Raw genomic sequence first — 11,081 nt, forward strand, 5'->3', positions numbered from 1 at the left:
GAACTCGTCGACCAAGGCACCGCCCTCGAGGCCGCGTGCCGGATCATCATCCTGGAAGACCAACTCGCCGAAGCCCTGCGGATCAACGAACAGCGCCGCGAACAGGCATGACGACCGACGACGAGGGTCCGCCGGCTTGAAGCCCCCAGGGGCCAGGCTCGGCGGACCGCCATCGGTTGCGGCCCCGATCGTTCTTCACATCGTGGGCTACGGCCCTGTCCGGGCCCGGCTGCTGGCCGTCTTCGTGGGTTTGGCGAGGACCAGGAGTCCGATCATGGAGACGGCGGCGCCGGCGGTGATGAGGGTGGCCATGGGTACGGCGGTGTGTTCGCCGCCGAGTCCGGCTAGCGGTGCGATGGTTCCGGCGGCGACCCATTGGACGAAGCCCTGCACAGCGGATCCGGTGCCGGGATGTTCGGGTACGGCGGCCGAGGCGAGCGCGCCGCCGTTGGGGATCATCAGGCCCTGGGCGGTCATCAGGACGAAGAAGCACACGAGCGCGAGAAGCAGTGGTGTGCCGAGCCACAGAGCGCCGGCCAGCATGGCAAGACCTGCGGCCAGAGCAGCGATCTGGCCGCCCAGGATGAGCTTGCGAGTGGAGACCCGCCCAGCGAGCCGGGCCGCGATCAGGGCGGCAACGGTCATCCCGGCCGCGTTGGCCGCGAAGTCGACGGAGTAGGCGATCGGTGAGAGCCCGTTCATCGACTGCAGGACGAACGCGGACGTGGCGACGTAGGCGAACAGAGCGCCCATCGCGGCCCCGGCGACCACCAGGTAGCCGACGTACTCCCGGTTGGCCCCGACGATGCGCCCCGCCGCGAGAAAGTTGCGCAGCCCGCCGGCCTGACGGCGCTCGGGCGGGAGCGATTCGGGAACGGCGACCAGGGCTGCCGACGTCATCGCAAGACCGAGCACCGCGACGAGCCAGAACGAGACCCGCCAGTGCGACAGTTGCAGGATGAGGCCGCCGAGCAGCGGACCGACGACAGGAGCGATGCCGCCCACCGCGGCAATGAGATTCAGTACCCGGACCAACCGGACGCCGGTGGCCAGGTCGACGATGATCGCCCGGCCGATCACCATCGCCCAACCGCCGGCGAATCCCTGGACGAACCGGGCCACCGTCATCACCGCGATGGTCGGCGCGAGCGCGCAGACGATCGAGGCCGCGGTCATGGCCAGCAGTGCCGCGAGCAGCGGGATCCGACGGCCGCGTTGATCCGAAACCGGTCCGCCGATCAACTGGCCGAGCGCCATGCCGACGAAGAACGTCGTCAAGGTCAACTGGACTTGCGTCGGGGTACTGGACAGGTCACCGGCGACCTGCGGGAACGCCGGGACGTACATGTCGGTGGCCAGCGGTGCGATCGCGGTCAAGAACACCACGGTCGCGACCAGCCCAACGGTCAGTTGAGCCTGGCGGCGTGGTGTCAGCAAGGACTGCATCGGCCGGGTGATGTCCGGGGGCAACGGGGTCTGTCGCAGACGGCGCTGTCGTCGAGGGTGGCCTGGAACTGCTGCTCACCGATCGTGACTTGAACTCTCATACCGTCCCCTTCGATGCTGGTCGGTGTCATGGGCCGACCGGCGTCGCCGCTGGTTGCCCCGGTGCCGCAGGCAGCCACCGTCAACACGACGGCCGAAGGCAGCACCGCGACGGCGGTGGAGCGAAAAACCCCTCATCGATCCCTCTCGTGGCAGGCATGGTTCGGCTGGATCAGACAGTGAGCAGGACCTTGGTAGCGGTCCGCTGGTCCATGGCCTGGTAACCCTCGGCGGCCCGGTCCAGGGGCAGGGTCAGGTCGAAGACCTTGCCAGGGTTGATCTTGCGGTCCCAGATGAGCTGGATCAGGTCGGGCAGGTACTGCCGGACCGGGGCGGGGCCGCCGTGGAGGTGGACGCCGGCCATGAACAGGTCGCCACCGGGGATCGCGACGTCATGGGAGACGCCGACGAATCCGACATGGCCGCCCGGCCGGGTGGAGTGGATGGCCTGCATCATCGCCTCCTGCGTGCCGACCGCCTCGATCACCGAGTGGGCTCCGAGCCCGCCGGTGAGCTCCTTCACCCGGGCAACGCCGTCATCGCCCCGCTCTTCGACGATGTCGGTGGCACCGAACTCCTTGGCCAGCGCCTGCCGGTCGGTGTGCCGGCTGAAGGCGATGATCCGCTGCGCGCCGAGCTGTCGCGCGGCCAGGATTCCCAGCAACCCGACGGCGCCGTCACCGACGACCGCAACCGTCTTACCCGGACCGGCCTCGGCAGCGACAGCCGCGAACCAGCCTGTGCCGAGCACGTCGGAGGCCGCCATCAGCGACGGGATCAGGTCGGCATCGGGCATTCCCGGGGTGGCGACGAGAGTGCCGTCGGCCAGCGGGATCCGGGCCCGCTCGGACTGGGTGCCGATGGTCCCCATCAGGACGCGGTGCACGCAGTAGGCCTGATAGCCGGCCTGGCAGATCTCACAGGTGTTGTCGGAGGCCCAGAAGGAGCCGACGACGAAGTCGCCGACCTTGACGGTGTACACCTCCTCGCCGATCTCCTCCACGACGCCGACGTACTCATGACCCATCACCTGGTGGTCGACGGGCTCGGCGCCGCGGTAGGGCCACAAGTCGCTCCCGCAGATGCAGGTCGCCGACAAGCGGATGATCGTGTCGGTCGGTACGAGGATCTTCGGGTCTTCGCGGTCCTCGACCTGAACGTTCCCCGGGCCGTGCATCACTACCTGGCGCATCGCGTGCTTCTCCTCCTGATCGAGAGCCCCTCGGAATGGGGGGCACCTTTCAAGGGAACCCGTCGGCCTGCCGAGGGAGAAGTCACTGTCGATAGGTGTACTGACAGGGCACCCCTCAGGCCCATTTCGCCGCTGGCGGCGGGTTACCGTCGGAGTCGTGGACAATCGTTCCGAGGTACGCGAGTTCCTCACCACCCGCCGGGCCCGGATCACGCCGGAGCAGGCCGGCCTGCCGACCACCGGTGCCCGCCGCGTCCCCGGTCTGCGGCGCAGCGAGGTCGCAACGATCGCCGGACTCAGCGTCGAGTACTACGCCCGGCTGGAGCGAGGCCAGATCGCCGGTGCCTCGACCGGAGTGCTCGACGCTCTCGCGCGAGCGCTGCAACTGGACGAGACCGAACGAGCTCACTTGTTCGACCTCGCCCGGGTTGCCGATGGCATCCCGACCTCAGGCCGCCCACGCCGCCGGACAGCGGGCAAGGCAGCGTCGCGGCTCAGCCTGCAATGGGCGCTGGACGCGATCAAGGCCGGCGTCGCGTTCGTCCGCGACCCCCACCAGAACCTGCTCGCCACAAACGCCCTGGGCCGCGCCTTCTACTCGCCGGTGATCGGCGACAGCGGACGCACGCCGAACCTAGCCCGGTTCCAGTTCCTCGATCCCGCCTCACGCGACTTCTACCCCGACTGGGACCTGTTCGCCCAGATGTGCGTCGGCATCATGCGCGCCGAAGCCGGCCGTGACCCGCACGACCGCGGCCTCCAGGACCTCGTCGGCGAGCTGTCCACCCGCAGCGAGATCTTCCGCCGCCTCTGGGCCGACCACAACGTCCGCACCCATGGATCCGGCACCAAGCGGTTCAACCACCCCGTCGTCGGCGAACTCACGCTCGCCTACGAAGAACTCGCGGTCACCGCCGAGCCCGGACTGGTGCTCCTGGTCTACACCGCCGAGCCCGGCTCGCCATCCGCAGAACGACTCCAACTGCTCGCCTCATGGGCAACAGCACCAGCAGATACCCCGACAGCGAACGGCTAGAGGAATCTCGGGCGGGTTAGCGGAGGGCTGTGCCATGGGTGTGGGTCAGGAGGGTCAGGTCTTGGCGGGTGGGGAGGGATTCCCAGTCGCCGTGGGCGCCTACGCAGAAGGCGCCGGAGGTGGTGGCTCGGGTTAGGCGGGCTTCGGTGGGGAGGTTGTCGAGGGTGGCGGAGAGGTAGCCGGAGACGAAGGCGTCGCCGGCGCCGATGGAGTCGACGACGGTCACGGGGAGGGCTGGGTGGTGGGTGGTGCCGGATGCGGTGTGGGTCCAGGCGCCTTTGCTGCCGGCGGTGACTACTACCTCGGTGGCGGTGGAGAGTAGGGCGGCGGTTGGGTTGGGGGCGTCGGTGAGGATGTCCAGTTCGTCGTCTGAGGCGAAGATCGTTGTGACATAGGGGAGTAGGGCTCGTAGGGCGGTGGCGGCTTCGGGGCGTGGCCAGAGGCGGGCTCGGTAGTTCACGTCTAGGGAGACTTGGATTCCGGCTTTTGAAGCAGTTTGTACTGCGGCCAGGGTTGCCTCGCGGGCCGTGGTCGATAGGGCCGGGGTGATGCCGGTGACGTGGAGGATGCGGGGGGTGGAGGCGGTGAGGGCGGTTACGCACTCGGCTGGGGTGAGGGTGGAGCCGGCTGAGCCGCGGCGGTGGTAGCTGACTCGGGTGATGTCGTGGGCCGGCTGGTCGAAGGCGATGAAGCCGGTGAAGGAGTCGTCGGTGAAGCGTAGGTAGCGGGTGTCGACGTTTTCGGCGCGGAGGGTGCGTTGGATCAGGTGGCCGGGCTCGTCGTTGCCTACGGCACCTAGCCAGGCGACCTTGTGGCCGAGTCTTGCCAGGCCGATTGCGACGTTGCTCTCGGAGCCGGCGACTGAGAGGTGTACGTCGCCGCCTAGGCGGAGCGCCCTGGAGGAGCGCAAGGAGACCATTGCCTCGCCGATGGTCAGTACGTCAGGCATTGATGACTCCTGGATGAGGGCCGGCCAGGGCTCGCGCCTCGGCTAGTCCGGTGGTTGAGGTTGGTGCGGACCGCCAGCCCATCAATCGGCACTTGTCGCGGTGGTGGTGAGCGGGGCCGGGTGTCGGTGTGCCGGGCATTGGTGGGCTGGGGGTTCGGGGCTTATGCATTGGCAACCGCATCTAGGAAGGCGGCAGCTCGGTTGGCCAGGTCGGTTTGGGAGCCGCCGGTGCCTGCGTCGCCTAGAAGGGGGGAGCCGAGGCCGACCGCCAGGGCGCCGGCGGATAGGTACTGGGGGGTGGTGGTGGCGTCTACTCCGCCTACGGCGATGAGGGGGGCGTTGGGGAGGGGGGCGCGGAGTTCGCGGAAGTAACCGGGGCCGTGGAGTTTGGCGGGGAAGACCTTGACGGCTAGGGCGCCTAGGTCCAGGGCGGTGATGATCTCGGTGGGGGTTAGGGCGCCGCAGAGTAGGGGGAGGCCGAGGTCGACGCTTCGGTGGGCGCCTTGGGTGATGGCTGGGGTGACGATGAAGTTGGCTCCGGCGGTGGCGACCTCGTCTGCTTGGGCGGGGGTGATGACGGTGCCGGCGCCGATGAGGACCGAGGGGTCGAACTCGGAGCGCGCCTTGGCGATCGCCTCGGCGCCGCCGGGGGTGGTGAGGGAGACCTCGAGGATGGTGATTCCGGCGGTGACCAGGGTGCGGATGCACTCGAGGGCGCGGTCGGGGCCGTCGGCCCGGATGATCGCGAGCACCTTGCGCTGGGTGAGTTCGGCTAGCAAATCCACTGAGAACACCTCTTTGACGGGGATTGGATCGATTCAGACATAGGACGTGGGATGTCAGCGGTTCCCAGGCGGCGGTTTTGTGGATAAATTACCGATCGAACAACCCGCTCCGTTGTTTACTTTCCGTTCACCGGAAGGCAGGTCCACGTACCCATGCCAAAATTCCGCCTCTTGATGATCCCTCTCGCCCTGCTGGCCGCCGGCCTTGTTGCCGTGCCCCAGCAGGCTCAGCCCGCCGAGGCCGCTGTGACCCAGACCGTCCTGTTCGACAAGGGCGGCGCCGGCTACGGCTGTTACCGAATCCCCGCCATCGTGCGCACCAAGCTCGGCACGTTGCTCGCCTTCGCCGAAGCCCGCCGTACCTGGTGTGCCGACTCGCAGGAGATCGACCTCGTCGTCCGCCGGTCCGAAGACGACGGCCGCACGTGGTCCCCTCAGGAGATCGTCCTGTCCGGCACCGATTCGGACCCCAACGCCGTCGCCACCCGAGGCAATCCGACCCCGATCGTCGACCAGGACACCGGCCGGATCGTCCTGCTCACGACGATGGACCCGGGTACTTCGAGCAAGCCCCGTACTCCGTACGTCCAGTACTCCGACGACGACGGCAAGACGTTCTCCAAGGCCAAGAACATCGCCTCGCAGATCGACGACCCGGGCTGGGGTTGGTACGCGACCGGCCCGGTGCACGGCATCCAGTTGACGCGAGGCGCCCACAAGGGCCGCTTGGTGGCTGGTACGAACTTCGACGACCCCGGCGACCCGAACGATCCCAATGACAACACGGTCGGCGGGCAACTCGTCTACAGCGACGATGGTGGCGACACGTGGCAGAAGGGCGCGACCGACCTCCGCAGCGACGCCGGCCTCCTGCCGCAGGAGATCAGTGTTGTCGAGAAGGTCGACGGTGGCATCTACGCGGGCGCCCGGAACAACAACGGCAGCGCCGGCAACAGTCGGGCGTTTGCCGTGAGCAACGATGGCGGTGAGACCTACGTTGCGCCGTACGCGAGCATCCCGGGTCTGACCACGCCGACTGTCCAGGGGTCGTTGCTGCGGTTGCGGGCGACCGATCAGGGGGCGAAGTACAACCGGATCTTGTTCGCTTCGCCGGCTGATCCGGAGCGTCGTCGGTACATGACGATTCGGTCGAGCTTCGATGAAGGTAAGACGTGGGAATCCGTTGCCGATGGCACCAGGATCACCAGCGATTGGTCCGGGTACTCCGACATGACCGTGCTCGATACCGGTGAGATCGGGTTGCTGTACGAGGGCGGCACGGTGGATGCGCGGGATCAGGTCCGGTTCGCGCGGTTCACCGAGACGGACATCGGGCTGCCGGATGGCCCTGCTGGTCCGACGACGCCTGATGTCTCCGGGCTGGGCAACAACGGCATCTTGAGGGGCGGTACGACCGTTGTCGCCGGCAAGTTCGGGCAGGCGCGGGATCTCGACGGGACGGACGATGCGATCCAGTTGCCGTTCGCCGAGTCGCTGGCTGTCGGGGCCGGAGATTTTACGGCTATGAGTTGGATAAAGTACGGGGCTCGTACGACTCCTCAGGCGATCTTCTGGGGGTACAACATCAACGAGTTCTCGCAGTTCTGGTTGCGCGCGGAGCCTGCTGATGCCCGGATCCGGGGTCTGATCACCACCGGCGGCAATACCGCGGTGGTCGCGACGACGAAGGCGTACAACGACAACGCCTGGCATCACGTTGCGCTGCAGCGGAAGGGGCTGACGCTGTCGATCTGGGTCGACGGGGTGCAGGTTGCCAGCGTCGCTGCGCCGGCTGGGTCGGTCAGTCCGGGGCGGCCGTTCAAGATGTACGTCGGCCAGCGGATCGACGGGGCTCATCATTTCGACGGGTCGCTCGACGAGGTTCGCATCTACAAGCGGGCGCTCACTGCGGCCGAGTTGAGCAGCATTCGGACCAGCAACGTCACGACGGTCCCGAACGTGGTACTCGATCTGCCGCTCGGGTAGGCGAGACATCAGACTGACCTGGCGGACACCACGAGCCGCCAGGTCAGCTCACCCGCCTCCGGTACGACGGCCGCGTCACCCGGCCCGGCCTCGTCCAACCCGAAAACCCTGCCCAGCATCGGCTCCACACCCAGACTCCGGTACGGCGCCTCCGCCGGATACCCGCCCAGATTGCGCCACACCGCCGTCGAAACCGGTTGCCCCGGGCAACTGAGCGAGAAGGTCAACGCGTGGTCGCCGTCGATGACCGAGGCCGACGGGCAGTCAAGGAGCACCGCGCCGATGGCGCTGCCGTCGGTCGGCCCGTAGACGCTGAGGTCAGCGCCCACCGGCGCCGGCCACCGGCCAGCAACCCAGGGCCGGGCCTCATCCGTCGCTGACGGAAGGGCGGGGGGTGTGCCGGTCTGCTCGTCGCTCGAGGCGGCGGGCTCGCTGGCGCTCGCTGCTGGCGGGGTGTCGAGGTAGAGGCGGCACTCTGTGCCGGTCGGGATGTCGAGCTTTGCGCCGATGGCGCAGTCGAGGAGGGCGTGGGCTGCCCAGATGAAGCGGTAGCCGGGAGGGGCGATCAGGCGGTAGTCGACCCAGATGGCGCCTGTTTCGTCCATCTCTGCAGGGGGTTCGCCGCCGTTGAAGCGGCGGAGGAGGACTGCTTCGGCGTGTTGGACGGCGTCCCAGTCTTCGTCTTCGTCGAGGGAGCCCCAGGGTTGGTTCCAGAGGGCGCCGTGGTCGGGGAGGCCGCGGACGGTGGGGAAGCATTCGTCGAGGCCGCCGACGTCGATGTAGGTCGTCTGGTCTGAGCGAGGGCCGGAGATCAGGCCGGGGCCGGACCAGAGCCACTCGCGGTCGCCGAGGACCAGGGACGTCCAGCGGCCGCCGTCGTCCAGGTTGACGACGACTTCGTTGGTGGGAAGATCCGTCACCATTCCGCGAAGGATCCGTCCTCTTGGGTCCAGATTGGGTTGCGCCAGGCGTGGCCCCTTTTGTCTGCGGCGCGGACGGCGTCCTCGTCGACCGTGATTCCCAAGCCAGGCAGGGGATTCCACTGGGCGTGACCGTCTACCCAGGTGAAGGGGGTTGGGTCGGTGACGTACGAGGTCAGGTCGTTGTCCACGTTGTAGTGGATGCCGCGGCTCTGCTCCTGGATGAGGAAGTTCGGCGTGGCGAAGGAGACCTGCAACGAGGCAGCCAATGAGATCGGACCCAAGGGGCAGTGCGGCGCGAGCAAGGCACCGTGCGTTTCGGCCAGTACTGCGATTCGTCGCAGCTCCGAGATTCCACCGGCGTGCGACACGTCGGGTTGAACCACGGCGACGCCGGCCTCGAGGACCGGACTGAATTCGGAGCGGTGGTAGAGGCGTTCACCGAGTGCGATCGGCACGGTGGATGCCTCGACTACCGAGGTGAGGTGATGCAGATGCTCAGGGAGCACCGGCTCCTCGACGAACAACGGATGCAACGGCTCAACCGCGTGCAAGATCCGCCGCGCAGCAGCAACCCCGACCCGCCCATGCAGATCGATCGCCACATCCCGCGTATCACCCAGCACCGACCGAGCCGCCTCGAGCCGCGCGACAATCGACCGCACCTCAGCCAGCGACGGCGAAGGCTGGATCCGCCCGCTGGCGTTCATCTTCACCGCGGTCATCCCGGCCTCGACCTGCGCCGCGACCTGATCCGCGATCTCTGCCGGCTCATCCCCGCCGACCCACGCATAAACCCGAGCCCGGTCCCGCACCCGCCCACCAAGCAGCGACGCAACCGGCGCGCCATAGACCTTCCCAGCGATGTCCCACAAAGCGTGATCGATCCCGGCCAGCGCACTGCTCAGCACCGGTCCGCCGCGATAGAACCCGCCCTTGGCCAAGATCTGCCAATGCCGCTCGATCTGCAACGGATCCTGGCCGATCAGGTACTCCGACAGCACCTCGATCGCAGTACGCACCACCTCGGCGCGCCCCTCGACCACCGGCTCACCCCACCCGACGATTCCGTCGCTGGTCTCGATCCGGCAGAACAGCCAGCGCGGCGCGACGAGGAAGGTCTCGATCCGTTCGATCTTCACTTGCCACCCCGGCCGGTCGTCTTCCGTACTGCGGACAGGTCCTCAGCAGCCTTCGCCAGCAACTCGCGCATCGCCAGCTCGGCGCCCTCGGGGTCGTGCGCCCGTACTGCGTCCACCACGCGCGCGTGGCTCGGTACGGGATCGTCGGACGACTTGACCTTGTGCACCAGCCGATCGCGACCAGCCAGCCCGGTCTCGATGACAACCTCCATCTTGGTCAGCAACTCGTTGCCGGTGGCAGCGAGCAGAGCCTTGTGGAACGCGACATCCGCCTCGGCGGCGTCGAGGTCGTTGGTCGCCGACGACATCGCCGCCAGGGCCTTGTCCAGCAGATCGATCTGCGCGTCAGAGGCCCGTACCGCCGCCAGCCGGGCAGCCGCCGGCTCGACGATTCCCCGTACTTCGTGCAGCTCCTCGAGCAGCTCCGGCCGGACGTCGTCGTCATCGAAATGCCAGCGGATCATGTCCGCGTCGAGCAGGTTCCAGTCCGAACGCGGGCGGACGAACGTGCCGCGCTTCTGCCGTGCGTCGACCAGCCCCTTCGCGGTCAGCACCTTGAGCGCCTCGCGGACCGCGGTCAGGCTGACCCCGAGGTCGGCCTGCAGATCGGGCACGTTGATCGTCGACCCCTCCGGGATCTGCCCCGACAGGATGCGCTGCGCCATCACCTCCACGATCTGCCCGTGCAGTCCCCGCGATATCCCGCGCTGAATCCCCGTCACGCTGCCCGTCCTCTCACTGTGCAACCCCTCGCCGTCGGGCACGTTGTCCTGCAAACCACGTTCTTCGTCATTCGGAATCCTTGACCGCGGACCAGCCGCCGTCGACCACCAGACTGGCGGCCGTCACGAACGACGCCTCGTCCGACAGCAGGAAGGCGATCGCCTGAGCGACCTCGTCCGGCCGACCGAGTCGCCCGACCGCCGTGGCTCGCGCGCTCTGCGCTTTGCCCTCGGCGCTGACACGGTCCCACGCGGCGGTGTCCACCGGGCCCGGAAGCACGGTGTTCACCCGGATCGATCCGCCGTACTCGACCGCGAGCTGCCGGCCGAGCGCAACCAGAGCACCCTTCGTGGCGGCGTACGCGGGATGTCCGGGGATGCCGGCCAATGCGTGCACGGACGAGACCAGTACTACGGATCCGCCGCGCGCGGCCAGTTCGGAGTACAGGCTCTGGAAGCCGAGGAAGGCCGCGGTCAGGTTGACGTCGAGCTGGCGTTGCCAGGAGGCCGGCGACAGTTCATGGGCCGGGCGGACCTCGACGGTGAACGCGTTGCTGACGAATCCGTCGATCGGGCCGAGCTCGTCGCGACCGCGGGAACTGACCTCAGTCCACGTGTCGGGGGAGGAGACGTCGCCGACGACGGAGATCGCGCTGCCCGGAATCTCCTTGCAGGGGTGCAGGTCCACCTGGACGACCGAGGCGCCCTCGAAGAGCAGCCGCTGCACGCAAGCAGCACCGATACCCGTCGCGGCACCGGTCACCACGATCACCCGCTCAGCCAGCCGCACCAGAAGCCTCCAGG

11 protein-coding genes are annotated in these 11,081 nt (G+C 67.9%); 3 read left to right on the forward strand and 8 right to left on the reverse strand.

Translation table 11 applies throughout. The features are described from left to right. Nucleotides 1-207 precede the first annotated feature (207 nt). Entirely contained in the window at nt 208-1,446 is a 1,239-nt protein-coding gene (locus AB0M15_RS34695; RefSeq protein ID WP_363828272.1) for a multidrug effflux MFS transporter, read from the reverse strand. Nucleotides 1,447-1,560: 114 nt separating this feature from the next. Between AB0M15_RS34695 and AB0M15_RS34700 the strand changes: the two genes are divergently transcribed. Further along, nucleotides 1,561-1,728, forward strand: coding sequence for a hypothetical protein (locus AB0M15_RS34700; protein ID WP_363828275.1), 168 nt, complete (start codon nt 1,561-1,563; stop codon nt 1,726-1,728). On the opposite strand, the gene AB0M15_RS34705 is transcribed toward AB0M15_RS34700, so the two are convergent. Continuing rightward, nucleotides 1,718-2,737: a zinc-dependent alcohol dehydrogenase family protein gene (locus tag AB0M15_RS34705; RefSeq protein WP_363828278.1), complete on the reverse strand. Its 1,020-nt coding sequence runs from the start codon at nt 2,735-2,737 to the stop codon at nt 1,718-1,720. The genes AB0M15_RS34700 and AB0M15_RS34705 overlap by 11 nt on opposite strands. A 157-nt stretch (nt 2,738-2,894) precedes the next feature. Between AB0M15_RS34705 and AB0M15_RS34710 the strand changes: the two genes are divergently transcribed. After that, nucleotides 2,895-3,773 (forward strand): helix-turn-helix transcriptional regulator, encoded by an 879-nt coding sequence (locus tag AB0M15_RS34710; protein ID WP_363828284.1) that lies wholly within the window; start codon nt 2,895-2,897, stop codon nt 3,771-3,773. A 16-nt stretch (nt 3,774-3,789) separates the two neighbouring features. Here AB0M15_RS34710 and AB0M15_RS34715 read toward each other — a convergent pair whose 3' ends face one another. Together AB0M15_RS34715 and AB0M15_RS34720 are read right to left on the reverse strand one after the other, a co-directional pair. After that, nucleotides 3,790-4,722: a sugar kinase gene (locus AB0M15_RS34715; RefSeq protein WP_363828287.1), complete on the reverse strand. Its 933-nt coding sequence runs from the start codon at nt 4,720-4,722 to the stop codon at nt 3,790-3,792. A gap of 161 nt (nt 4,723-4,883) precedes the next feature. Next, nucleotides 4,884-5,507, reverse strand: coding sequence for a bifunctional 4-hydroxy-2-oxoglutarate aldolase/2-dehydro-3-deoxy-phosphogluconate aldolase (locus AB0M15_RS34720; RefSeq protein ID WP_363828290.1), 624 nt, complete (start codon nt 5,505-5,507; stop codon nt 4,884-4,886). A gap of 174 nt (nt 5,508-5,681) precedes the next feature. Here AB0M15_RS34720 and AB0M15_RS34725 point away from each other — a divergent pair, with 174 nt between their 5' ends. Continuing rightward, nucleotides 5,682-7,493: a sialidase family protein gene (locus tag AB0M15_RS34725; RefSeq protein WP_363828293.1), complete on the forward strand. Its 1,812-nt coding sequence runs from the start codon at nt 5,682-5,684 to the stop codon at nt 7,491-7,493. 8 nt (nt 7,494-7,501) lie between these two features. On the opposite strand, the gene AB0M15_RS34730 is transcribed toward AB0M15_RS34725, so the two are convergent. The 4 genes from AB0M15_RS34730 to AB0M15_RS34745 all read right to left on the reverse strand — a co-directional run bounded on the left by AB0M15_RS34730 (nt 7,502) and on the right by AB0M15_RS34745 (nt 11,067). Next, entirely contained in the window at nt 7,502-8,416 is a 915-nt protein-coding gene (locus AB0M15_RS34730) for a hypothetical protein (protein WP_363828295.1), read from the reverse strand. Beyond that, nucleotides 8,410-9,555 carry a galactonate dehydratase gene (dgoD, locus tag AB0M15_RS34735; RefSeq protein WP_363828297.1) on the reverse strand — a complete coding sequence of 382 codons (1,146 nt, stop codon included), beginning with the start codon at nt 9,553-9,555 and terminating at the stop codon, nt 8,410-8,412. The genes AB0M15_RS34730 and dgoD overlap by 7 nt, the downstream gene beginning before the upstream one ends. Further along, nucleotides 9,552-10,277 (reverse strand): FadR/GntR family transcriptional regulator, encoded by a 726-nt coding sequence (locus AB0M15_RS34740; RefSeq protein ID WP_363828300.1) that lies wholly within the window; start codon nt 10,275-10,277, stop codon nt 9,552-9,554. The genes dgoD and AB0M15_RS34740 overlap by 4 nt, the downstream gene beginning before the upstream one ends. Before the next feature lie 67 nt (nt 10,278-10,344). Then, the gene (locus tag AB0M15_RS34745; RefSeq protein WP_363828303.1) at nt 10,345-11,067 is read right to left on the reverse strand and encodes an SDR family oxidoreductase; all 723 of its coding nucleotides are present in this window, start codon (nt 11,065-11,067) and stop codon (nt 10,345-10,347) included. Nucleotides 11,068-11,081 lie beyond the last annotated feature (14 nt).

This window comes from Kribbella sp. NPDC051718 (genome assembly GCF_040681515.1).
GTDB lineage: Bacteria > Actinomycetota > Actinomycetes > Propionibacteriales > Kribbellaceae > Kribbella.

Coding starts and splice junctions, on each gene's coding strand:
- AB0M15_RS34695 (WP_363828272.1), bottom strand. CDS start 1,446: ATGCAGTCCTTGCTGACACCACGCCGCCAGGCTCAACTGACCGTTGGG.
- AB0M15_RS34700 (WP_363828275.1), top strand. CDS start 1,561: ATGCTGGTCGGTGTCATGGGCCGACCGGCGTCGCCGCTGGTTGCCCCG.
- AB0M15_RS34705 (WP_363828278.1), bottom strand. CDS start 2,737: ATGCGCCAGGTAGTGATGCACGGCCCGGGGAACGTTCAGGTCGAGGAC.
- AB0M15_RS34715 (WP_363828287.1), bottom strand. CDS start 4,722: ATGCCTGACGTACTGACCATCGGCGAGGCAATGGTCTCCTTGCGCTCC.
- AB0M15_RS34725 (WP_363828293.1), top strand. CDS start 5,682: ATGATCCCTCTCGCCCTGCTGGCCGCCGGCCTTGTTGCCGTGCCCCAG.
- AB0M15_RS34730 (WP_363828295.1), bottom strand. CDS start 8,416: ATGGTGACGGATCTTCCCACCAACGAAGTCGTCGTCAACCTGGACGAC.